This is a genomic window from Chryseobacterium sp. YR221, assembly GCF_900176315.1.
Classification (GTDB): Bacteria; Bacteroidota; Bacteroidia; order Flavobacteriales; family Weeksellaceae; genus Chryseobacterium; species Chryseobacterium rhizosphaerae.
Genome location: NZ_FWXM01000010.1, coordinates 38,619 through 62,054, shown reverse-complemented (window position 1 = coordinate 62,054; position 23,436 = coordinate 38,619). Strand labels below are relative to the sequence as shown.

Annotated in this window: 18 protein-coding genes and 3 tRNA genes; 11 read left to right on the top strand and 10 right to left on the bottom strand. The window is 37.2% G+C overall.

Translation table 11 applies throughout. The features are described 5' to 3' along the window. Nucleotides 1-75 precede the first annotated feature (75 nt). From B8967_RS21855 to B8967_RS21845, 3 genes are all read right to left on the bottom strand, one after another. A tRNA-Arg gene (locus B8967_RS21855) sits at nucleotides 76-149 on the bottom strand. A 42-nt stretch (nucleotides 150-191) separates the two neighbouring features. Next, nucleotides 192-266 (bottom strand) — tRNA-Pro (locus tag B8967_RS21850). A 14-nt stretch (nucleotides 267-280) separates the two neighbouring features. Next, nucleotides 281-365 (bottom strand) — tRNA-Ser (locus B8967_RS21845). A 135-nt stretch (nucleotides 366-500) separates the two neighbouring features. Between B8967_RS21845 and B8967_RS21840 the strand changes: the two genes are divergently transcribed. From B8967_RS21840 to B8967_RS21805, 8 genes are all read left to right on the top strand, one after another. Beyond that, nucleotides 501-1,526, top strand: a complete 1,026-nt coding sequence (locus B8967_RS21840; RefSeq protein WP_084087859.1) for an N-acetylmuramoyl-L-alanine amidase — start codon at nucleotides 501-503, stop codon at nucleotides 1,524-1,526. A gap of 73 nt (nucleotides 1,527-1,599) precedes the next feature. Continuing rightward, on the top strand, nucleotides 1,600-3,000 hold the full coding sequence (aspA, locus tag B8967_RS21835; RefSeq protein WP_084087858.1) for an aspartate ammonia-lyase: 1,401 nt from the start codon (nucleotides 1,600-1,602) through the stop codon (nucleotides 2,998-3,000). 78 nt (nucleotides 3,001-3,078) lie between these two features. After that, nucleotides 3,079-3,933 (top strand): glycosyltransferase family 2 protein, encoded by an 855-nt coding sequence (locus B8967_RS21830; RefSeq protein WP_084087857.1) that lies wholly within the window; start codon nucleotides 3,079-3,081, stop codon nucleotides 3,931-3,933. 101 nt (nucleotides 3,934-4,034) lie between these two features. Beyond that, entirely contained in the window at nucleotides 4,035-5,081 is a 1,047-nt protein-coding gene (locus B8967_RS21825) for a hypothetical protein (RefSeq protein ID WP_084087856.1), read from the top strand. A gap of 213 nt (nucleotides 5,082-5,294) precedes the next feature. Continuing rightward, entirely contained in the window at nucleotides 5,295-7,991 is a 2,697-nt protein-coding gene (locus B8967_RS21820; RefSeq protein ID WP_228406281.1) for a TonB-dependent receptor plug domain-containing protein, read from the top strand. An 18-nt stretch (nucleotides 7,992-8,009) separates the two neighbouring features. Then, nucleotides 8,010-9,353 (top strand): DUF4876 domain-containing protein, encoded by a 1,344-nt coding sequence (locus B8967_RS21815; protein WP_084087854.1) that lies wholly within the window; start codon nucleotides 8,010-8,012, stop codon nucleotides 9,351-9,353. 34 nt (nucleotides 9,354-9,387) lie between these two features. Then, nucleotides 9,388-10,932, top strand: coding sequence for a DUF6850 family outer membrane beta-barrel protein (locus tag B8967_RS21810; protein WP_228406280.1), 1,545 nt, complete (start codon nucleotides 9,388-9,390; stop codon nucleotides 10,930-10,932). A 1-nt stretch (nucleotide 10,933) separates the two neighbouring features. Next, nucleotides 10,934-12,076, top strand: a complete 1,143-nt coding sequence (locus tag B8967_RS21805) for a cytochrome-c peroxidase (protein WP_084087852.1) — start codon at nucleotides 10,934-10,936, stop codon at nucleotides 12,074-12,076. A 161-nt stretch (nucleotides 12,077-12,237) separates the two neighbouring features. On the opposite strand, the gene B8967_RS21800 is transcribed toward B8967_RS21805, so the two are convergent. From B8967_RS21800 to B8967_RS21790, 3 genes are all read right to left on the bottom strand, one after another. After that, on the bottom strand, nucleotides 12,238-13,716 hold the full coding sequence (locus B8967_RS21800; RefSeq protein ID WP_047494472.1) for a lipopolysaccharide biosynthesis protein: 1,479 nt from the start codon (nucleotides 13,714-13,716) through the stop codon (nucleotides 12,238-12,240). A gap of 9 nt (nucleotides 13,717-13,725) precedes the next feature. Then, a complete protein-coding gene (locus B8967_RS21795) occupies nucleotides 13,726-14,520 on the bottom strand; it encodes an FkbM family methyltransferase (protein ID WP_047494474.1) in 795 nt (264 codons plus the stop codon). Nucleotides 14,521-14,849: 329 nt separating this feature from the next. After that, nucleotides 14,850-15,512: a DUF2461 domain-containing protein gene (locus tag B8967_RS21790; RefSeq protein WP_084087851.1), complete on the bottom strand. Its 663-nt coding sequence runs from the start codon at nucleotides 15,510-15,512 to the stop codon at nucleotides 14,850-14,852. A 168-nt stretch (nucleotides 15,513-15,680) separates the two neighbouring features. Between B8967_RS21790 and B8967_RS21785 the strand changes: the two genes are divergently transcribed. After that, the gene (locus B8967_RS21785) at nucleotides 15,681-15,863 is read left to right on the top strand and encodes a bacteriocin-like protein (protein ID WP_047494478.1); all 183 of its coding nucleotides are present in this window, start codon (nucleotides 15,681-15,683) and stop codon (nucleotides 15,861-15,863) included. Nucleotides 15,864-15,963: 100 nt separating this feature from the next. Here the strand turns inward: B8967_RS21785 and B8967_RS21780 are convergent, their stop codons facing one another. The 4 genes from B8967_RS21780 to B8967_RS21765 form a co-directional block, all read right to left on the bottom strand. Further along, a complete protein-coding gene (locus B8967_RS21780) occupies nucleotides 15,964-17,193 on the bottom strand; it encodes an ABC transporter permease (RefSeq protein ID WP_084087850.1) in 1,230 nt (409 codons plus the stop codon). A 23-nt stretch (nucleotides 17,194-17,216) separates the two neighbouring features. Next, complete coding sequence (locus B8967_RS21775; protein ID WP_084087849.1) at nucleotides 17,217-17,966, bottom strand: ABC transporter ATP-binding protein; 750 nt, start codon at nucleotides 17,964-17,966, stop codon at nucleotides 17,217-17,219. Between the two features lie 137 nt (nucleotides 17,967-18,103). Then, on the bottom strand, nucleotides 18,104-19,369 hold the full coding sequence (locus B8967_RS21770; RefSeq protein WP_084087848.1) for an efflux RND transporter periplasmic adaptor subunit: 1,266 nt from the start codon (nucleotides 19,367-19,369) through the stop codon (nucleotides 18,104-18,106). A 3-nt stretch (nucleotides 19,370-19,372) separates the two neighbouring features. Next, entirely contained in the window at nucleotides 19,373-20,683 is a 1,311-nt protein-coding gene (locus tag B8967_RS21765) for a TolC family protein (protein WP_084087847.1), read from the bottom strand. 227 nt (nucleotides 20,684-20,910) lie between these two features. On the opposite strand from B8967_RS21765, the gene B8967_RS21760 reads away from it, so the two are divergent. Then, nucleotides 20,911-22,626, top strand: coding sequence for a DEAD/DEAH box helicase (locus B8967_RS21760; protein ID WP_047494481.1), 1,716 nt, complete (start codon nucleotides 20,911-20,913; stop codon nucleotides 22,624-22,626). A gap of 152 nt (nucleotides 22,627-22,778) precedes the next feature. Further along, nucleotides 22,779-23,417 (top strand): DUF47 domain-containing protein, encoded by a 639-nt coding sequence (locus tag B8967_RS21755; protein WP_042723220.1) that lies wholly within the window; start codon nucleotides 22,779-22,781, stop codon nucleotides 23,415-23,417. Nucleotides 23,418-23,436 lie beyond the last annotated feature (19 nt).

Here is a 23,436-nt window from a genome sequence, read left to right as displayed (position 1 = left end):
ACGGGATAAGATAAATGATGGTGTAGATAACCTGTATAAAACAAAAAACTCACAATAAAAATTGTGAGTTCGTTGTGAGCGCGAAAGGATTCGAACCTTTGACCGTCTGCTTAGAAGGCAGATGCTCTATCCAGCTGAGCTACGCACCCTTAAAAGTTGATTTTGCTTATCGAATAAGCTTTATTAAAAAGTCGGGGCGGCAGGATTCGAACCTGCGACCTCCTGGTCCCAAACCAGGCGCGATGACCGGACTACGCTACGCCCCGAGATATATAGAGTGCGGAGGGTAAGGGATTCGAACCCTTGCGACACTTTCGCGTCGACAGTTTAGCAAACTGCTCCATTAACCACTCTGGCAACCCTCCTTTTTGTTTATTTTTTAATGATCGTTGTTCCGTTATTGCGAGTGCAAATATAGAATAGATTTCTTTATTTACCAAATAAAATTCAAGAAAAATTTATGTATTTTTGAAGTAATAAATCATTAAAAAACTGAACAAATGCGTAAGACATTATATATCATCGGATTAAGCACTTTTGTTTTTTCATGTACTTCTCAGCAAAATGTGAAAAAAAATACTTACAAACCGAAAACCCCCGTATCACAGCCTAAACCGGTCGTTAAAACAACAAGTCCGGAAGCTCCAAAACCAAAAATTGTTTCTGACCGTGGGGTAGATTTTTTTACGACTAATATAGCAGACCCTGCAAAAAATGATAATACGGCAAGTTACGGTTCAATTGTTTCTGCAAAACCGGCTGGATATAAAGTGGTAAAGACTTATTTCCCTGCTATTGCACAAAATTTCAGACAACGTTACTTAATATTACATTATACAGCACTTCCGGATGATAAGTCGATTACAGTGCTTACCCAGCAAGCTGTAAGTTCACATTATCTGGTAAACAATACCGGAGATAACGAGATTTATCAGCTGGTAGATGAAAACAAACGTTCTTATCATGCAGGAGTAAGTGCATGGAGGAATGATAAAAACCTTAATGATACCTCCATAGGAATAGAGATTGTAAATGCCGGATACACTACAGATGCAACCGGGAAAAGAATATTTGCAACATTCAGTGATGAGCAGGTGAGAAAAGTAGCTGCTTTGGCAAAAGACATTGTGACCAGATATCAGATTCCGGCCACCAATGTGCTGGCTCATTCGGATATCGCACCTACCAGAAAACAGGATCCGGGACCTATGTTTCCATGGAAAAAGCTTTATGATGAGTATCAGCTGGGAATGTGGTACGATGAAACGGCAAAACAGAATTTCTTAAGTATTGCACAGGCAGATTTTGCAACAAAATACATTGATCCTACTTTTATTTTCCAGACCCAGACTGCATTGCAGAAATTTGGTTACGCTTTAGATCTTAGCGGAAAATGGGATGATGCAACCAAGAAAACAATTGAAGCTTTCCAGTACCATTACCGTCCTCAAAATTATGACGGAATTATGGACGCTGAAACATGGTCTATACTTCAGGCATTAATTCAAAAATATCCCGTAAAATAAAGTCAAATTAAAACGCATCGTTTAGATGCGTTTTTGCTATCTTTAAACCATCAAAAACAGTAAAATATCTGTAATGGAAAATTTCAGGAAAGAGAGCGATCTGTTAGGGGAACTGAATGTACCTTTAGACGCTTATTATGGGGTTCAGACACAAAGAGCAATCAACAATTTTAAAATTTCGGGGCAGCTTTTGTCTTCGTACCCGGATTTTATTAAAGGCTTAGCTTTTGTAAAAAAAGCAGCGGCAAAAACCAATTATGAATTGGGACTTCTTGATGAAAGCCTATATTTCAAAATAGCAGAAGCTTGTGATGAAATTGTTGGTGGGAAATATCATGATCAGTTTCCGGTAGATATGATTCAGGGCGGAGCAGGAACTTCAATCAATATGAATGCAAATGAAGTAATTGCTAACATCGTGTTGGAAAAGTTAGGAAAAAATAAAGGAGAATATGAATTCTGCTCTCCAAATGATCATATCAACCTTTCCCAATCCACCAATGATGCCTATCCTACAGCCATTAAAATGGGATTATTGCACATGAATATCGGTCTGGTAGAAAGACTAGAGAAAATTGTAGCAGCTTTCCGTGCTAAAGGAGTTGAATTCCAGGATGTCATCAAAATGGGACGTACTCAGCTTCAGGATGCTGTACCCATGACTTTGGGTCAGGAATTTGAAGCCTATGCAGCTACGCTGGAAGAAGATATCTCCAAATTGAATAACAATGCCAGTCTTTTTGTAGAAGTCAATATGGGGGCTACAGCAATTGGAACAGGTTTAAATGCTCCGGTAGGCTATGCAACCCTTTGTGCTAAGAATTTAGCTCAGATTACCGGGTTCCCGGTTATTTCGGCACCGGATCTTGTAGAAGCTACACCGGATACAGGTTCTTATGTGATTTATTCATCAGCAACGAAACGTCTTGCTGTGAAGCTGTCAAAAATATGTAACGATTTAAGATTGCTTTCCTCAGGACCAAGAGCTGGTCTTTTTGAAATCAACCTTCCTCCAATGCAGCCTGGATCATCCATTATGCCGGGTAAAGTAAATCCTGTTATTCCGGAAGTTGTGAATCAGGTATGCTTTAAAGTATTTGGAAATGATCTTACCGTAACATTTGCCGCAGAAGCAGGACAATTACAGCTTAACGTAATGGAGCCGGTACTTTCGCATGCAATCATGGAGAATATCAATTTCCTTTGCAATGCTTTGGATACACTTCGTGATAAGTGTGTAGTAGGAATTACTGCCAATAAAGAAGTGTGCTTAAATATGGTAAAACACAGCATCGGTATCGTAACAGCACTTAACCCTTATATCGGTTATAAGCAGTCTACAGAGATCGCTAAAGAAGCATTATCCTCCGGAAACAGCGTTTATAATCTTGTTTTGGAGAAAGGAATTCTTTCTCAGGAAAAATTAGATGAAATTCTGGATCCGATAAATATGCTGAAACCGCATAACAAATAATATCAATCAATAAGTGATAAATGATTGCGATTGTTTCACATCATTTATCACTTATTATTCATTTTTTATAAAATAGTAGTGAGGTTTTTAATCATCATTCCTGCCCATAACGAAGAAAATAATCTTTCATTTACTTTGGATTCTTTACAGCAGCAAAGCAGTAAAGATTTTAAAGTCGTTGTGGTTAACGACGGTTCCACAGACCGTACTGCTGAGGTCATCCGGAAATATACTGAGACTGACCCCCGCTTTGAAACCATTAATCTTCAAAAATCTGAGCATCAGCCGGGCTCTAAAGTGGTTCATGCTTTTAAAAACGGTTTGCAGAAACAATCTATGGATGATTTTGACATCATCTGTAAATTTGATGCAGATATTATTCTTCCTGAAAATTATCTGGGAACACTGGAAATAGCCTTTGCCGCTAATCCTGCCTACGGATTGGTAGGGGGCTTACTGTATGTGGAGAAAGACGGATACTGGATATATGAAGGAAACTCCAATAAAAATCATGTAAGAGGCCCTATGAAGGCTTATCGGAAAGAATGTTTTATTCAGATCGGTGGCTTAAGGGAAACATTAGGTTGGGATAATATAGATTCTATACTTCTTGATAACCTTGGATGGAAGGAAGTAGTTCTTCCGGAGCTTCAGGTAAAACTTATTAAAGTGAAAGGAGCTGATTATACCATACGGCCTGCGGATTACTATGGCAGATATTTTTATTTTCTGGGTTTAAACAGATTCCTTGCCTATATTGCTTCTTCCAAAGAGGCGATGAAAAGTAAATCACCATCATTTTTCTTTGATATTATTTCATCTTACGAAAACTGCAGATCAAAAAAAATGGAGCTGAAGATCACAAAAGAAGAACAGAAAGCCGTAAATGATCAGCGTTGGAAAATGCTGAAAAAGAAATGGCTTAAAATGTAAAGCAAAAAGATATATTCAATAGAAACAGGATATAGCCTGTGTAATAAAAAAAGGAAAAATCACCCGCTTTAGCTAAAACCTAAAAAGATCTCCAGCAATTCATGAAAAAAATAGCCTATATAGAAATTGATACCCACGCAGAAATAGCACAGGCTTTCATGGATATCATGAGGGATACTAAGGATTTTACCGTAGATTATTATTTTTCAAAAAAAATTAAGGACCAGATCAGTAAAAATGATGAGGCTGTATTTCTGTCAGACAGCTCCATGATCTTAGACCAATTGAAGGATAAAGGATATGATCTGATTATTATTGGAACGGTTCATCGTTTTTTTAATACATTTTTGGCCATAACAAAGAAATACAATACAGCAGTTATTGCTCACAATCTCAACTTTAGCAAAGCCTCAAAGCTGGATCTGGTAAAAAGTGTCTTTAAAAAAGATGTGATTTACAGGCTCAAGTTATGGTTGAAAGAAGGATTGTTCTATTCTTCTAAAGTATATCAGACCTCAGGAGCGCTTTTGGTCTTGGATGAGGCTATGAGCTCCGAAAAATATCAGTTTTTACCCCTTTTTTATACAAAGGATTATCGTGCTGCTGAAAACCAGGATAGGGTTGTTGTTATTCCCGGCGGTGTATCGCAGAAAAGAAGAGACTACCATTATATTTTTAAAACAATTCAACATTCTGAAACCAACAAACCCTGCGAATTTGTATTCCTTGGAAAAGCAAAAGACAGTGAATTAAAAGAGTTGGAAAAACTGTCGCAAAAATTGCCGGAAAATATCCGCATTACTTATTTTTCAGAAAGAGTTTCTGCTGAAGATTTTGAAAAATGGATGCAGAAAGCAGATGTCCTTTGGTGTCCTATTCAGGAACATACTGAATTCTTCAGCCTAAAAGAAACCTATGGAGTCACAAAAATGACGGGTAATCTAGGTGATGCTGTAGCCTACGGAAAATGGGCTGTTTTTCCTTCCGGTTATCCCTCAAAACTCGATTTTATTATTCCTGAAAAAGAAAATATTCTGAATCAGCTGAATGAACTTACGCATCTTCATTTTGATTTTCAGAAATATTATAACAAAATAGAAATTCAGAAAAAAACAGAACAAATTTTATTCAGGCTTATTTCTAAATAACCCGATCTGGTAACAATATTTGTATACAAAAAGAAGCTCTCACTTACGGTAGAGCTTCTTTTTTAGTATATAATATGGTTTTTCACGGCGCAGTGTATTAATTGATTAAATCGAATTTTTTTATTATAATTATTGCAGAAATGATAAATTTCAATGTTTAATTATTTTTATTTAGAAAAATTATAAATAACTTCGCGCTCTAATTATAAAAAATTGAAACGAATTGTATTAAGCGCAGCCCTATTTATAGGGTCTGTTACGATTTTATATGGTCAGGAGAGGAAGATTGACCTGAATGCCGGGACTTTTGAAGTTAAGAAATGCGGAATGATCTACGCCAATAAAAATGATATTACCTACACCGGTGGATGTGAAATCATTGTAAAGCAACCTGGGCAAGCTCCTAAAACTATTTTTTTAAAGAAGAATGAAAAACTTGTTGTTAAAGACAAGAAAGCGGCTATAGTATACACAGATGTTGTTTCAGATATTAGAATAGATGGAATAGAACTTACCGCGAAAAAGAAAAACTTCTCTGAAATAGAAATCAAGCAGGAGGCTCTTCAGAATATACAGTCATTTTCTATTGGTGATGTCCTTCAGCAATTGCCGGGACAGTATATACAGCCTTTTGATAATGCAAAATTTAAAAATATTGTCTTTCGTACAGCAAGTGGAGCTTCGATAACATCGAGTTCTACTTCCTTAAGCGGAGATGAGGCCGGAAACAAAGCTTTTGGGGTACAGGTGATGGTGAATGACATTGCATTGTCTAATAATGAAAATATGCAAAGCTATAATTCTGCCTATGGCTCACCATTCGGAATCGGTTTTACCACGACAGCCGGAAAATCAGGTACTTTGACTCCGGCACAACCCAATTTTGGAGTTGACCTGCGTGAAATTCCCACAGAAAATATTGAAAGTATAGAAGTCATCCAGGGAATTCCTGATGCTAAATACGGAGATCTGACTTCCGGACTGATTAAGGTGACCACATTTGCCAAAAGATCTCCTCTGCGTCTGGATGCCTCCATCAGGGAAGGTACCTATCAGCTCGGGCTTACCCGTGGATTTTCTCTGAAAAATGATCAGGCCCTGAATGTGTCAGCAGACTATATGAATTCTATTGTTGATCCCAGGACAAGCCTGGTAGGCTATGATAGATTTAGCAGTAATATTCTTTGGGGAATTAATACATCCAACATAAAAAATAAACTTTCTTTTGCTTTCTCTCAAAATACGAGTAATGGGAAAAAAGATCCTGACGATCTTCAGGGCATTGTACTCAGCAGTAAGAATAAAAGCTTTTCATTAAGTAATAATTTTAAATATGTTTTTAAAGGCAATAAAAAAATATTTAGAAGTATTGGAGCCGATATGGGACTGAGCTATGCCACTCAGCTTACAGAAAGAAAGTATTTCCTGAATCAGGGAGCCCGCCCCTATGGTAATGCCATGGAAAATAGTGTCTACTACGCTCCTTATACTCCGCCAAGTTATGAAAACATGACCTACGTGGATGGAAAACCGATAAATGTTTACCTCAATGCAAGTGCTGATGGCGTATATGCTACGTCTAAAAAATGGGTTCATTCCTATTCTGCGGGATTTAATTTCAGATATGGAGACAACCTTGGAAAAGGAAAATATGGTACCGCCGGACAATTCTCTACGATTGCCTCTGCCGGAGGAACGGCAAACGGAGTAAGAGATTATAATTATCAGGATAATGTATTGGCTACTACTCAATATGCCTTTTATGTGCAGGATAATATTTTTAAAAGATTAAACAACAAACATGGAATAAGGGCTAACCTTGGGTTGCGTTATGATATTCAAAATGGAAAATCAACCCTGTCTCCAAGAGTAAATACCTCATATCAGATGGGGGATCTTACCCTTCGTGCGGGAGTAGGACTGACATCCAAAGCTCCTTCACTGAACCAGCTGTATACAGGACCAAGGTATTTTGATATGCTATTGGGAGATTACCGTATTCCGGGGTATTATACCGTTGGAATTATGCAGACAGTGGTAACTCCGGGAGATAATGTAGATCTTAAACCTTCAAAAAGCTGGAAAACAGAATTTGGAATAGATTACAGACTGCCTTTTGCTACCATAAACCTAACTGGATATTACAATAAACTTTTTGATGGCTTCAGCACTATATCCGTAGCAAAAATGATGGATAAAGCCAAAGTGGAAATAACTGCAGTGGGAACTGATGTCCCTACTTTTGAAATCGTGGGTAAGGATACATTCTATTATTTACAAAACAGGATTACCAACGGTTATGAATCTACTGATAAAGGATTAGAGCTTATGGTATCTTTTAAAAAGATAGAAGCACTGAACCTGATAACAGGCTTTAATGCCTCTTATGTAAAAACGAAGAGTAAAAAGAATGAAGGTATACCGACAATAGCAGCCCTGCCTATTCCGGATCCTGCCTTTCAGTACGGACTGTATAATGATGCATACTCCAACGCCAATATGGCAAGAGCCAGCTTTAGTTTTGATTACCACCTGCCATCTTCCGGATTGATTATAGGGCTCCGCACAGATCACTTTTTAATCGATGAAAGAATAACATCCGGCAGAAGTATTTACCCTATCGGATATATAGATTCGCAGCTTAACACCGTGATGATTCCAGAAGGAGAAAGAAGTGACCAGAAATATCAGACCCTTTTCAGAAAAGCCTCTGAAGAATCTTTATCCGGTTTGGGAAAGAAAACACTACACAATGTGCATCTTCGGGTTACAAAAGATTTCTTAAGCGGTTTCAGAATTTCCATATACGTCAACAATGTTTTCAACCTTAAGGCATACAATGAATACGGAACGCTTTATACCAACTTTAGTCCTGCATCTTTCGGAGCTAATATTTCATATAAATTTTAATAAAAGACTTTTTGTACTATGAAAAATATAATAACTTATTTGTTTTTACCTCTTCTTATACTTACAGGATGTAAAAGGGAAGATGATTTCGGTAGTGGAAGTGATCTTCAGCCAGTACCATTTACCATAGCAGCTAAATATGATGCAAAGCTGTCGGGTAAAGAAGCTGTGAATGCCAATATTATTCTGGAAAATACGTCTACGGGAGATAAAATTATTGGAAAAACCGATGTCAACGGGGAATTGAAATTTAATGCTATTCTTCCCGGAACCTATACCATTACTGCAGACATGACGATGTCTAAAGAGGATTATGAAGATACGTTTGAAATCCCTACGATCAATCCGGAAGTGTATTTCGGTGGTATGCAGGAAAAAGTTATTGTTAATGTCAATGTTTCTGCAGCAGTGATCACCCTTTCTTCAGGCAGGATAGAAGATCTTGTCATCAAGCAGGTGTATTATGCGGGTTCTTCCACCACGGAAGCGGCAAGTTTCAGAGACCATTTCCTGGAAATTTATAATAATTCTAACGAAATGATATATGCTGACGGTTTATATGTGGGACTTCTGGAGGGAAATACAAACAGTAATGTTACTTCGTATACTTTACCTAACGGGCAGTATGACTGGAGTAAATCCACAGGAAACACTATCGGAGGAAGTGCTAATACAGATTTTGTATATGCCAGTACCATCATCAGAGTTCCGGGAAGTGGAAAAGAGCATCCTATTCTTCCGGGAAAAAGCATTGTGATTGCCCAGACAGCACTTAATCATAAGGCTCCGTATGATGATATTAAAGGACAGTCTGTGAGCATAAAAAAACCGGAAGAGACTATAGATCTTAGTGGAGCGGATTTTGAAACCTATCTTGGAGATTATTTTACAGCTAATGGAGGAACTCCTTATTTGTATGACATCCAGAATATAATGGTTCCGGATATGGAAATTGTGCATTGGGCACTGAATTCCAAGGATATGCTGCTGGGAGTTACTTCAAGACCTGCATTTATTGTTTTTAAAGCAACACCGGGTGAGATTGCTTCTTTTACAAAAGTACCGAGTCCTAAAAATTTAAACGGAGCATTGTTCGTAAGAATTCCTAAAGAGATTATTATTGATGGGGTAGATACTACAGATAAAGAGCAGAAAGCTCCGAAAGATCTACCGGTAAGTATCGATGCTACGAGAGCTTTCATAAAAAATGATGCAGGATCACCTTATCCGGATTACAGTTCTTATTCCATCATTCGTAAAACAAAAGAAATTATCAAAGGCAGAGTGGTTCTGATGGACACCAATAACTCACAAAATGACTTTACAACTATAAAAGCGAACCCACGAGGAAATGCACAATAATTATAAAAATAGACTATCACTCAATACATGTCTAGTGGTACTCCTGTTGTTAATAGCGAATCAAAGCTTATTCTCCCAGGATACCAGGCTTGATAGTATCGATATCAGCACAGTAGAAAAAAATATCAGGCTGGAAAATCCATACCTGAGTTTCTTTCACCCATTGGATTTCTCTGCGACATCTTTTAATTATTCGGTTAATAAACAGGGATTTAAAAGAGTTCAGTCCCCTGAGAAATCCGAAGGTTTTAATTTCAATTCACAAGGTGTATTTCAGCTTTCTCCGAAGGTGGCGCTTTCCGGAAGACTTAATGCTGTTCGGGAAAAAGAACACGCCGTTCCTTTTATCTTAACGGAAGAAAGAACCACTAATCAGTCCTTTATCCATAATCCGTCCTATTTTTATGCTCCACGGGCAGCAGATTGGTTGAAACAGGATTATAATATTTATGGAGTATTGGCATACAGACCTGTTAATTTTCTGATTACCCAGTTGGGAGTGGAGGGTAACTTTACAAAAGCGTATAGAGATGCTGATCCCCGCCCGAAAACAGACCATTATGTGTATAATATATTTTCAAAAATTGGTCTGAACTGGAAACAGCATAGCCTTTTTGCAAAAGGAAAATATTTTAATGATTATAGGGCAAACGACATCATGTACGTCAATTTGAATACCAATGTTCCTTCCAGTGACAGTGTGTATATCCGTTATAATGAAGGGTATGGAAACCAGTACAAAGGAACCCTTTATTCTTCCACCGAGTATAAGTCTGACGGTTATATCTGGGGAGGGGAGTATGCATTCAATAACAGAAATATTCATTTCAGTGCCGGATATGATTATCAGTATTTTATTGAGCGGTTTTATAAAGTATATACTTATAAAGATACTGACAATCAGAATTACAGAGTTTATGATAAGTATTCAGGATTAAGAACTGATAAACACAGTGTGTATGCCAACTTTTTAGGGCGGTTTAATGGATATAACTGGGCTTCGAGATTTGATTTCTGGGATCAGCTGGATGATAATTTTAATTATGAACTTAAGTACAGAACTTACAGGCTACATCAATACCAGCTGGGATGGAATAATAGTGTGAGTTGGTTTAATTCAAAAAATGAATCTCAGAAAATTCGTCTGGATCTGTTGTATGGACGGAATGATGTGAAGGATATTTCAGTTGTCCTGAACAGGGAGATTAATTATTTCCAATATCGTGCAGGGTATGAAAAGGAATTCCGAATCAATTCTGATGATAAACTGGCATTAGGAGTGGATCAGTATCTCTACCTTCCTGTTCATAAAAACTTTGTATACACTCCCTATGAAAGTAATAAAGAAAATATATTTGTACAGAAAATTGCCATTCCGGATTATGCTTATGATGCTTCCGAAAAGGTGGGGCTCACCCTTAATCTGAAGTATAAAATGAACAGAGGGAAGATCCGATATGAAATGGAAGGAGTTTTAACACAAAACTGGCTTGCTGCCAATGAATATAAACAAGCGGTACCAGGCTATAATGGGAATGCGAACTTTATTGCTAGTTTTGCACTGAAAGTATTTTATTAAAATGAAGGAAAGATATCTGGCAATACTCGCTATTGCATCAGTGATGATAATGTCTGCCTACACTTCGAATGACCCCACAGGGTATACGGTTACAGAACTGCGCGAAATGTATGGAAGCGGAAATCAGGCTTTATGGCCTAAGCTCTCCCTTTTTGATGAGGCTAAAGAAGGATTTCAGGATATAGGAGCACTCCCTAAAATGGAGTTTCCTGCAGATAATCCCTATTCTGAAGATAAAGCAGAATTGGGGAAAATGCTTTTTTTTGATCCGCGTTTATCTGGATCCGGACAGATTTCCTGTGCCAACTGTCATAATCCGGATCTGGGCTGGGCAGATGGTAGCAGGGTCTCTTTTGGTCATAACAGGCAGATGGGAACCAGAAATGCTCCTACTTTGGTGAATATAGGGTATGCTAAAACCCTATTCTGGGATGGAAGAGCAATGACGCTGGAAGAACAGGTGAAATCTCCGATTGAAAACCCTGTAGAAATGAATCTTCACTATAAGCTGGCGACAAAAAATATACGTAAGATAAAAGGTTATAGAACCTATTTTGAAAAAGCATTCGGAACTAAGGACGTTACTGAAAACAGGATTTCCCAGGCGATTGCTACTTTTGAAAGAACGTTGGTGAGTCCTGCCTCCCGTTTTGATAAATTTATTGGAGGAAAGAAAAATGAACTTACCGATGCTGAGGTCAACGGACTTCATCTATTCCGTACTAAAGCGAATTGTATCAATTGCCACAATACCCCTTACTTTTCAGATCAGAAATTTCATAATCTCGGTCTTACGTATTATGGCAGAAAATATGAAGATCTGGGGAGATATACGGAAACTCTGAAAAATGAAGATGTAGGGAAGTTTAAAACACCTACCCTAAGAGAGGTTACAGACAATAAACCTTATATGCATAACGGTCTGTTTCCGGAACTAGCCAATGTTGTGATGATGTATAATGCTGGAATGGGAAGAGAAATACCTAAAGCCAATCAGGTAAACGATCCGAAATTCCCTCATAAATCAGGGATGATTGTCAAGCTGAACCTTACAGATGATGAGGTTTTTGATATTGTAGCTTTTTTGAAAACACTTAACAGCTATAAATATAAAATGAGGCCCCCTGAACTTCCCGCTCAATAATACGCAGAGATGCTACATTCAGAAATAAATAAAAACGCTCCGGACGGAGCGTTTTTGTTTTATATGATAGTATTGGATTTAATTGAAGCAGAAGATTGACATTCCTGGTACTGTAGCATTGTTTTAAGCTGTGCTGTATCTAAAATTATATCTTAGCCTTTCTATTTAAATTTGAAAACACTCTTAATGAACCTCATGTTCAGATAATCTTCAATAGGGAATATCTTGGTGAAATAGTTTCCTATATAAATCAATATCAATACAACGGTCGGTTTATAAATCAGATTGATAAGATTGCTATTGAAGTTAGGAAGGACAATAGCTACGGTAATTGCCAGAGTACAGATAATGGAAACGAAAATCATCTCAATAGTCAGAGGTGATACCTTAAACACGATATAATTAAAGATGATTTTAATGATATTGTAAACAGATAATGAAATAGCGGTTGATAGGGCAATTCCAATAAGTTTCAGATCTGTATTTTTTATGAAGTAATAATTTAGTCCAATGGTTAATCCTGCTAATAAAAGCATTACCAGAATATTGAATCGGTAATATTTTGAGAGAGAAATAATATTTCCATTGAAACCGGTTGCCAGATCTATTAAAACGGCAGATCCCCAAATCCAGACTACAGGCTCATATTCTCTTAGCATAGTCCCGTTTTTTGGCATAAACTGAGTCAGGTAAGGAAATCCCACCATAATGCATGAGAATAATACTGCACCTAGAAAATATAAAGAGAGCGAAGTTTTTTTGTGAAACCTGTCCAGCTCTTCCATATCTCCGTCAGCAAGTGTTTTGTTGATAATAGGGGCCGAAATATTAAATAATCCCAACTGGGGAATAGAAATCAGTGAAATAAGGGCGTACAGTACAGAATAAATTCCTACCTCTTCCATTCCCATAAATTCACCAATCATAAAACTGTTGATGGCCAGGTAATTTCCGAAAGTCCCCAGAAACCCAAAAAAGCTGTAGTTGAAAAACTTTTTCCATAAATCATCTTTCTTAAAATAATCTGTATTAAAATCGAGATGTATCTTTTCAAGTTTGTTCGTGTAATAGATGTATCCAAAAAGCATTAAAGCAAAGATTCCGAAAAAGAAGGCAAAAGCAACTTTTTGAGAAAGAGCAAAATAATAAAATAAACAAAAAGCCCCCAGATTGGCTATTTTGGGAAATAGATTATCAAAGATATTGGAAACTACAATTCTTTTATAGTTGGAAGTGTACTTATTGAAGATAGCGCAGAACGAAAGAATCAAAATTAATGGAAGAATCATTTCTTTGATCTTCCATGCTTCCGAGTGTCTGAACTTCGGATAAAAGTAAGGCAGTACAAAAAACACTGCCGCAAAAATGAGAAAATTAACAAAAACAGTGAGCAGTGATAATGAAAGCATATTCTGCTTCTTACCGTCTTTTTCTACCGAGTGAAAAAACTTTACATTAGAATAAGAAATACCCAATACTACAAAAGGAACCAACATTTCGGCAGTAGGAAGGATATAGCGAAGTTTTCCGTAAAATTCAAAGTCATTGGGGAAAATGAATATTGCGGAAACCGTGCCCAGCAAAAAACCAATATAACCGATAATGGAATATTTGAAGCCTTGTCTCGCTACTACGCTCATAAAGTTGTTTTAAATGTTTTTAGGTATAAAAATAATATTGTTGATATACTGAGTTTTATTTTTTTCGTCACTTGTATTTTGCAGTAAAATGTCCTCTGTAAGTGTTTGCAGTATAAAGCTGTCTCTGTTAAGATATTGAGCTTCATATCCCCAGCTTTGCACTTCAGAGATTTCATTCCATATAGGCGTTTGGTGGTGTCTTTGTTCCATTTCAACCATTAAGGTCGGTCGGAACTGTCTGATGGTTTCTTTTGCTCCCAGAAGAGTCTTTATCTCATTTCCTTCAACATCTATTTTGATGAAATCCAGTTTGTCAAAATGTTCCAGGGCAGCCCAATCATCCAATTTAATAACCTTCACTTTTTCAGTAAGGCTTTTCTCTTCCCCTTTTTCCTTATAAGAAGTATTTAAGGTTCCCCGGGAAGCAATTGTTTTTCCATTAATGACAGGAACTTTAAATTCAGCTGTCGTATTTTCGTCAGAAAGGGCCAACGGAAGAATCTGCATCGTGGGAAACAGTCTTTTAAGACGCTGGTAAAGCTTTTTATTAGGTTCAAAAGCATAAATATGCTCATGATCCAACTTGTTTTCCAACTGATAAAGGAAAGTTCCTACATTCGCACCAATATCCAGAATTACAGCATTCTTTGGAAGGTATTCCTTGATCCATACCAGTTCCGGTTCTACATTGCGTTCCGAAAAATTATTTTTATTAAGATTGTTTAAGGTCTTAAAATATCTTTTTTTGTAGAAATTCGGACTTATATATTGTAGTTTTTCTGCAATTTTTTGGTATAAAGACATCCTTAGCTTTTTGACGAACAGCAAAGATAAGCAAAAATGTAAAACTTATCTTAAAAAATGTTAAATATAATATATTGATTCTCAGTAGGTAATATTTCCGGATAGTTTTGAGGAAAAATGAGATATAACAGGTTTTTCCTTTGTCCGGGAGACTCCTTCGGCTAATAAACAGCTTGTTTTAAAGATTCTGGAACAGCATAAAATGATAAAGCATGGCTGTTTTTTCTCCCCAATATTACCTATAAGGCATATCAATGGGAGGTAAAGAGAATTTTGCCGTATCAGTAAGAATTTAACTGAACTATTTTATCAAGCAGTTTCCGGATTGGTTAGACAAAAGGAGTATTCAGAAAGTCATTAAAAGGTTTCATGAGGCTAAAGATCTTTGTCAGATTTTGCACCGCTTTTTTATCCAGTATTTCTTCATCTTTTAAATGGTAGAGTACGATAAAGTTTTTAAGTTTCAGATATTCTGCCATAGGATCTTCCTTTTCAAAACCCTGAGGAACTTTCTTAAGTTTATCATCCTGATCAAGTTCAGGAAAATGCTTTTTGAAATCTTTATGATTTAAAATTTTGAGAAAGTCATCACCATACAAAGAAACCTCCTTTCTTACTTCTTTCAAAACAGAAGATTCAGGCATGTAGATTCCGCCGGCTAGAAATGATTTTCCGGGTTCAATATGAAGATAATATCCTCCTTTCTGACTTCCTTTACCCATTCCTAAAGAGGCTCCGAAGTTGGTTTTATATGGAACTTTATCTTTTGAAAACCTGGTGTCCCTGTAAATTCTGAACATGGCTTTTTTGGGATCTATTTTAGCCAGATTCTCATCAAAACCTGACATTTCTTTGATTAAATCTTCAAGGAAAGAAATCACATTCTCCTGTGATTCTGTGTAGAGACTTTTGTTCTCAGTGAACCATTCACGGTTATTGTTGTTGGTTAGCTTTTTTAGAAATGTAAGTGTTTCCGGTTGTATTGTATTCATTTTGTGAGGTTGGATTACTATGGGTTGTAAAGAAAGATGATCTGCCGATTTATTTTTAAACGAAGTTAAAAAATAAACTTGCGTTTACCAAAAATTAAACTGGAGTTCACGAGGTGGGGATTTTTATTTTTTAGCTTTGAGATACCAACTTATTACAACGTACATACTATGAAAAATCTGAAAAAAATCTCAAGAATGGATTTGAAAAAGTTACAGGGAGGAGCGGCTGCATACAGCTGTGGATCTTACTGCAGTAAAGTAGGAGAACAATGTGGAAATTATCTTTACGAGTGCTATTGTCAGGCACTTAATGGAGATCCTACATTTTTAAGATGTGTGCCTAATCATTAATTGTTAGAAAAACCAACGGAAGACTGTCTCAACACTGAGATGGTCTTCTGTTTTCTAATACAATTTTTTTATCCGGATATCTATTTAAAAATTTTTGCAATTATTCATATCTCAATGCTTCAATCGGATCAAGTTTGGAAGCTTTTAATGCAGGATAATATCCAAAGAAGACTCCTGTGACAGCACAGACGATAAATGAAACGATAATAGATGATTCTGTGATAAAAGTAGGCCAAGATAAGAAATAAGTGACCAGATTTGAGGTTAAAATACCTAAAATTACGCCAATAATTCCACCGGTAATACTAATCAGTACTGCTTCGATAAGAAACTGATATAAAATATCCTTTCCCCTGGCTCCGATAGACATTCTAAGACCGATCTCTTTGGTTCTTTCAGTAACGGAAACATACATAATGTTCATGATCCCGATTCCTCCTACTATCAGGGAGATTCCCGCTATTGCTGATAAAAGAACTGTCAAAAGCTGGCTGGTAGAGCTCATGGTTGAAATAAGTTCAGCCTGGGTTCTTACACTAAAGTCATCATTATTCCCGTCAGCAGGCAGTTTATGTTGCTTTCTTAATATCTCCGAAACCTGGTCTGTAGCCTGTTGGGACGTGTTTTCATTACTTGAAGCTGCATAAATAGTCTGAACATAAGTGATTCCTAAAAACCTTCTTTGAACCGTATTAAAGGGTGCAATAATCACATCATCCTGATCCTGTCCGAAAGCATTGGAACCCTTGGGTGCCAATATACCTATTACTTTCATCGGAACTTTATTAAATCTGATGGTTGCCCCTATCGGATTTTCACCATTAGGAAACAGATTGGTGTATACCGTTTGTCCTAAAAGACAGACCTTATTGGATGAGGTGACGTCTTTTTTAGTGAAAAGGCTTCCGTTTGCAATGCTCCAGTCTCTGATACTGAAATAATCTTCATTGACTCCCTGTAGCTGCGTAGGCCAATTATTAGGACCGTTAATAGACTGGCCGTTGGTTTGTACTGCCGGTGATACAAAAGAGACATCAGGAGCGCCTTTTGAAATAGCTTCGGCATCCTGTGGTTTCAGAGTCTGTAATCCGGAAGCTCCGATTCTGGCCCCTCCGGAAACATTGATATTGCTTGAAGGTCTGATCGTAATCATATTTGAACCCATGGAAGAAAGCTGATCACTGATGCTTTTCTTTGAACCTTCCCCAATAGCAGTCATCGCAATAACCGACGCGACACCAATAATGATTCCGAGCATTGTTAAAAATGCCCGAAGTTTGTTCCGTAGAAGAGCTTTCCAGGCAATTCTGAAGAGATTTGAAAGGTTCATTGCATGTATTTTTTATTGTAAAACTATCTGTAATCATCGTTGACCGGAAGATTTTCCAGGGCTTCTCTGGCAGATTTTATATTTTCATTTTTTATGTCTTTAATTACTTTTCCATCCCTTAAAGTAACTGTTCTGCTACTGAAAGTGGCAATGTCAGGTTCATGGGTAACAAAAACAATTGTTCGTCCCTGTGTATTTAATTCCTGCATCAATGCCATAATTTCATAGGATGTTCTTGTATCAAGGTTTCCCGTAGCCTCATCCGCCAGGATCATTACCGGCTCATTGACCAATGCACGGGCAATGGCAACCCTTTGTTGCTGCCCACCAGACATTTGGTTAGGAAGATGGTCCACTCTGCTTTCCAGTTTTACAGCAGCCAGTGCCTGTAATGAACGCTGATAGCGTTCTTCCGTAGAAACTTTTGAGTTGTAAAGAAGGGGAAGCTCCACGTTTTCCCTGGCTGTAGTCCTGGGAAGAAGATTGTAAGACTGAAAGACAAATCCTATTTTTTGATTCCTGAGAACGGCAAGTTTATCGCGGTCCAGCTCTTTGATATTCACATTATCCAATATATAATCTCCGGCCGAAGGTTTGTCAAGACATCCCAGAATATTGAGCAGAGTGGATTTGCCAGATCCACTGCTTCCCATAATCGTTAAAAACTCTCCTCTCTCTACAGAAAAAGTGACTCCTTTCAGCGCATGGACAATTTCTTCGCCCATTCTGAATTCCCTTTTCAGATCCATGATCTCCAGAATTTTCTCTGCCATGACTTTAGTGTTAGTTTTGCTACTTGCTACTTGCTACTTGCTACTTGCTACTTGCTACTTGCTACTTGCTACTTGCTACTTGCTACTTGCTACTTGCTGTTTAAAATAACGAATCCAAAATTAGGAATTCATTATTGCTATGGTCTAGGTCCACCGCCGCCGCTGTTCTTATTGTTGCCACCACTTCTTCTTTGAGGCATAAATGGGCTTTTTGCCTGACCGCCGGAAGATTTTTTAGAAAGAACTTTGTAACCGGTAATAATATTGTCGTTTGTATTCAGCCCTGAAATTACCTGTATTTCCGTATCGTTATCCATTCCGGTTTTTACCTTTTTACGGGATATTGTACTGTCTTTAGCGATGACCCAAACTGTGGCTTCATCCTTTTTATCTGTTCCTTTGTTTTGTTTTTTTCTTTGTCCTTTTTCATGGGTTTTATCATTGGCGAAAGGAGAACTGATTTTATATTTCTGGATGATCAGACTGTCCGGCCTAAAGCTGGTTGCCGCAGCAGGGATTTTCATGATATTTTCTACAATCTGGGTGTAAATATTGATATTGGCGGTCATGCCGGGTTTAAGTTTTAAACCGGAGTTATCTGCATTGATGATGGTGGTATAATTCACTACATTGGACGATACGGTTGGATGAAGACGAACTTCTGCAACCTGCCCCTCAAATATTTCATCAGGAAAAGCATCCACGGTAAAGGTTGCTTTTTGTCCTACCTTTACATTTCCGATATCAGCTTCATCTACTGAAGCACGAACCCGCATCTTGGTAAGGTCTTTTGCGATACTGAAAAGGGTAGGAGTGCTGAAACTTGAAGCTACGGTCTGACCTTCGCTTACATTCCTGTTGAGAATTGTTCCGTCTATAGGTGAATAAATATTGGTAAGAGACAGGTTTTTATTAGCTGTGGACAGCTGGGCTGTAACGGATCCTACCTGTGCTTTTGCAATATTATACTGATTCGTGGCATTGTCAAAGTCGGCTTGGCTGATAGCTCCTACTTTATAAAGCTGAGACTGCCGGTTGATGTTGATCTCATTATAGGCAAGATTACTCCTTGCATTCTGGAGGTTAGCTTTATACTGTTCTGACTGAAATTGTAATAAATCCGGATCTAAGGTAGCCAGGAGCTGGCCTTTTTTTACTGTAGAGTTAAAATCCACATAAATATTTTTAATAATTCCTGATACCTGTGTACCCACGGCAACGGTATCTACAGGCTGTATTGTTCCTGTCGCCGTGATTGAGTTTGAAATTTCTCCCATTTCAGGCTTTACGGTTTCGAGCTGGATTTTTATTTCTTTCTCTCTAATGAAGAAAAACCAGACTGCACCAAGAATAATGATGCCGCCAACAATCCAGTATAACCATTTTTTATTTTTTGTTTTCATCGTTTATTTTAGATTTATAGGATTACCTGCGTAAAATTCATAGATCTGTTTATTGAGAACTGCAGTGTATTTGGCCTGCAGATAATTTTGGATAGCCTGTACATAAGTCAGTCTTTGCTGCTGGAGTTGTACATAATCAATGCTGCCTATCTTCATCTGTGCATTTACGATATCATAGCTTTGTTTGCTGATATCCATTTGCTTTGATGCAGAATCATACTGAGACAGAGAATTCTGAAGGTTGATATATGATTGTTCAACCTGTTGGCTGAGAATAGTCTTCGTATTCAGTAAATCCAGATTCGCTTGCTCTATGGCAATTTTGGACTTCTCAATCTGGGTTTTGTAGATTCTGTTATTGTAAATGGGGATCCCTAAACTTAGTCCTATCGGTAAATAAAAATTATTGCCTAGCTGATTAAAATAATTTCCATTGCCATAAGAATAATTGGTTGAAATATTTCCGGTAAGACTTAGAGTAGGCTGTATAGAAGCTTGGGCCATTTTAAGATTGGTATTGGAATTTTCCACACTCAGTTCTCCATATTTTACTTCCGGACGTTGATTTAGAGCAAGATGCTGAACATCTGCAAGTGCTTTTAGCTGGTCATCCACTACAATACTGTCCGGTTTTACAATTTGAAAATCATAGGTGAAAGGCAATTGTAGAATTTGTTTTAAATTGACAGTATTGGTTCTGAGATTATTCTGAGCCGATATTAAATTATATTCATCTTGGGCAACCTGTGACTGAATCTGAAGATAATTTAATTTTGAAATATTTCCGGCTCTGTAAAACTGATCTCCCTGTTTTAACTGAGTTTGAGTAGTTTTCAGAACATTTTCCAGAGAAATGATGTTTTCCTGATTCATCAGAATAGTAAGGTAAGCCTGTGTAATACCGAGTGCGATATTATTCTCAGATTCCTGTACGGATAAATCTGCCATCTGAACCAGCAGATTTTTGGAAGTTTCATTATTTTTAATATAATTGGCGTGATAAAGGGTCATGGAAGAATTAGCTCCAATACTCTGTGACTGAGTGCCCGTAAGCTGTAAACCATTGCCGCCGTTTAATGCAAAAAGTCCTTGGGATACTGTTCCGCTTACAGTAGGATATTTGGCATCTTTTGCCTGAAGAAGATCCTGTTCTGCGGAATTTTTTGAAAGCCTTAGCGAATTGATAGAAATATTGTTCTCTTTTGCATATTCAATACAATTTTCTAGAGTCCAGCTGGCTGGATAATGGTGTGTTTGAGCGGATACTTCAAAGGCTGCACATGAGAATATCAAAAAGAAAAATTTACTTTTCATGGTTTTATTTTTGAAAATTCATAAATAACACAGAAAAAATCAATCCAATTTAATAAAAAAAAATAATGTTTAACAAGTCTTTAACTTGAAGCTTGTTTTTTTAGATTTAATTTTCAAAAAATTAAAAAAATATTAAAGGATTCTGAATTTAAGATTGTATATTTAAAACTTTATTCAAAAACAAGTCAAATATTTATTGTATCTTTGCAAAAATTTTAAAATAGTTAATGAATTTATTTACGGAAACCAATTTAAGTCCTGATATTCTTAAGGCAATTGGCGAACTGGGCTACGAAAGCCCAACAGAAATCCAAAAACAGACTATCCCTTTTATTCTTTCAGATATTCGCGACTTGATCGCACTTGCGCAAACAGGGACAGGCAAGACAGCAGCGTTTTCGCTTCCGATTTTGGATATGATTGACGATACGAGTCGCAAAATCCAATTATTGGTGCTTTGTCCGACACGGGAATTATGTCTTCAGATTTCTAAAGACATAAAGAATTACTCTAAGTACATGAAAGACATCAAAACCACAGCGGTGTATGGTGGAAGTAGTATTGTAGAGCAGATGAGATCTTTGAGGGATAAACCACAGATTATCGTGGGAACTCCGGGAAGAGTAATTGATCTTATCAACAGAAAAGCATTAGACTTTTCTGCTATTCATTGGTTGGTATTAGATGAAGCTGATGAAATGCTTTCTATGGGATTCAAAGACGAATTGGAAACCATCTTAAGCGAAACTCCGGAAACTAAACAGACTTTCTTATTCTCGGCGACGATGAATAAAGAGGTGGAAAGAATTTCCAAAAATTACCTTACAAAACCACACCGTATTTCAGTAGGTTCTATCAACGAAGTGAAGAAGAACATTACGCACGAATATTACGTGGTAGGTTACCGTCAGAAAAAAGAAGCATTGAAAAGATTGATCGATGCAAACCCTAATCAGTATTCCATTATCTTCTGTAGAACGAGAATGGAAACTCAGGAGGTTGCTGATTTCTTGATGCAGAATGGATATGCAGCAGATGCACTTCATGGAGACCTTTCTCAGGCGCAGAGAGATACGGTAATGAAGAAATTCAGATTGAAAAACATCGATATTCTTGTCGCTACAGACGTTGCAGCAAGAGGATTGGATGTAAACTCTCTGACTCACGTTATTCACTTCTCTTTACCTGATGATCCTGAAGTATTTGTTCACAGAAGTGGAAGAACAGGTAGAGCAGGAAAAGACGGTATTTCTATGGCCTTAATAAAGCCTGAAGAAAGCAGAAAGCTGAAGCAGATCAAATCTGCAACAAAGATTGAGATCAACGAAAAATTCATTCCTACAGGTGAGCAGATTATCAAAGCTCAGGTAGGTGGTGTTTTCGAAAAACTATTAACAGAACACGAAGATCTTTTTGCGTTTGATGATAGTCTGATTCCTGATCTAAGCAACTTTACAAAAGAAGAATTGGTGCACCAGTTGCTACAGTTCCAATTGAAAGATCTTGCTTTATATTACAAAGACAAACACGATCTTGTTGAGCAGAAATTGAGCAGCAGAGATGACGATTACTCAAGAAGAGACCGTGGTCGTGATAGAGACAGGGATCGTGGAAGAGACAGAGATAGCAGAGATAGCAGAGACAGAGATCGCGGAAGAGATAGAGACCGTGGTGGAAAGCCAAGAAGAAAAGATGAGAATATGGTAAGATTCTTCTTTAATCTTGGAAAGAAAGATCACTTGAAGAAGCTTGATGTTTTAGATATTATTAATCAGGCTACTGCTGGAGGAAAGACCAAGAAAAGAGCTGAAATTGGTGATATTGAAATCTTGGAAAAGTTCTCTTTCTTCGAAGTTGAGAAATCATTCAAAGACAATGTCCTTAGCAATATTCAGTCAATGAAGTTCAAAGGAAAAGATATGAGGGCTGAAGTGGCAAACTAAACCCTTATTGACACTATATAAAACCGGCAGTAATGCCGGTTTTTTTATTTGATTATCAAATGGTAAGCGAATGTTAACAAAACTTAATGTTAGATAGTTTCAGGTCAAATCCTTTTTTAGGAAATTTGCACTCGAATTATAAATACTAAAAAATGGGAATTGGTAATATTTTCCACGCTTTTCAACCAAAGGATAAAATCTTTTTCGTGCTTTTTGAAAAAGTAACCGAAAATCTAGTTGCAATGTCTGAAGACTTCAACACAGGAATCAAAGATTTCGATCTTAATGATGACTCTATGTTGAAAAAAATGAGCGACTTCGAGCATAAAAATGATGAACTTACTCACGAGATCTTCGTAGAACTGGGGAAAAACTTCATTACTCCTTTTGACCGTGAAGATATTCACACTTTGGCAACAGGATTAGATGACATCGCCGATTACATCTACGCTTCTACAAAATATATCTTTTTGTACAAATCACCTGAGATGAAGGCTTATTCAGACTTCTCTTTGTTGATCCACAAAGCATGTCTTGAAATCCAGAATGCTATGAAAAACCTTAAAGGTTTCAAGAATATGGAGCAGGTAAAAGAAGCTTGTATCAAAGTAAACTCTATTGAGAATATTGCAGATGATTTACTGTCTAACTCAATGGTAGAATTGTTTGAAACCAATGATGCTATCAATATCATCAAAGTTTCATCTGTATTGAACTATCTTGAAATAGTAACTGATAAAGCAGAAGATGTTGCCAACACGATTGAGAACATCATGATTAAATACGCCTAAACAATACATAACATAGCAA

What these genes read in the sequence shown, in the direction of transcription:
- B8967_RS21840 (WP_084087859.1), top strand. Translation starts at nt 501, where the DNA reads ATGCGTAAGACATTATATATCATCGGATTAAGCACTTTTGTTTTTTCA.
- aspA (WP_084087858.1), top strand. Translation starts at nt 1,600, where the DNA reads ATGGAAAATTTCAGGAAAGAGAGCGATCTGTTAGGGGAACTGAATGTA.
- B8967_RS21825 (WP_084087856.1), top strand. Translation starts at nt 4,035, where the DNA reads ATGAAAAAAATAGCCTATATAGAAATTGATACCCACGCAGAAATAGCA.
- B8967_RS21815 (WP_084087854.1), top strand. Translation starts at nt 8,010, where the DNA reads ATGAAAAATATAATAACTTATTTGTTTTTACCTCTTCTTATACTTACA.
- B8967_RS21805 (WP_084087852.1), top strand. Translation starts at nt 10,934, where the DNA reads ATGAAGGAAAGATATCTGGCAATACTCGCTATTGCATCAGTGATGATA.
- B8967_RS21800 (WP_047494472.1), bottom strand. Translation starts at nt 13,716, where the DNA reads ATGAGCGTAGTAGCGAGACAAGGCTTCAAATATTCCATTATCGGTTAT.
- B8967_RS21795 (WP_047494474.1), bottom strand. Translation starts at nt 14,520, where the DNA reads ATGTCTTTATACCAAAAAATTGCAGAAAAACTACAATATATAAGTCCG.
- B8967_RS21790 (WP_084087851.1), bottom strand. Translation starts at nt 15,512, where the DNA reads ATGAATACAATACAACCGGAAACACTTACATTTCTAAAAAAGCTAACC.
- B8967_RS21785 (WP_047494478.1), top strand. Translation starts at nt 15,681, where the DNA reads ATGAAAAATCTGAAAAAAATCTCAAGAATGGATTTGAAAAAGTTACAG.
- B8967_RS21780 (WP_084087850.1), bottom strand. Translation starts at nt 17,193, where the DNA reads ATGAACCTTTCAAATCTCTTCAGAATTGCCTGGAAAGCTCTTCTACGG.
- B8967_RS21775 (WP_084087849.1), bottom strand. Translation starts at nt 17,966, where the DNA reads ATGGCAGAGAAAATTCTGGAGATCATGGATCTGAAAAGGGAATTCAGA.
- B8967_RS21770 (WP_084087848.1), bottom strand. Translation starts at nt 19,369, where the DNA reads ATGAAAACAAAAAATAAAAAATGGTTATACTGGATTGTTGGCGGCATC.
- B8967_RS21765 (WP_084087847.1), bottom strand. Translation starts at nt 20,683, where the DNA reads ATGAAAAGTAAATTTTTCTTTTTGATATTCTCATGTGCAGCCTTTGAA.
- B8967_RS21760 (WP_047494481.1), top strand. Translation starts at nt 20,911, where the DNA reads ATGAATTTATTTACGGAAACCAATTTAAGTCCTGATATTCTTAAGGCA.
- B8967_RS21755 (WP_042723220.1), top strand. Translation starts at nt 22,779, where the DNA reads ATGGGAATTGGTAATATTTTCCACGCTTTTCAACCAAAGGATAAAATC.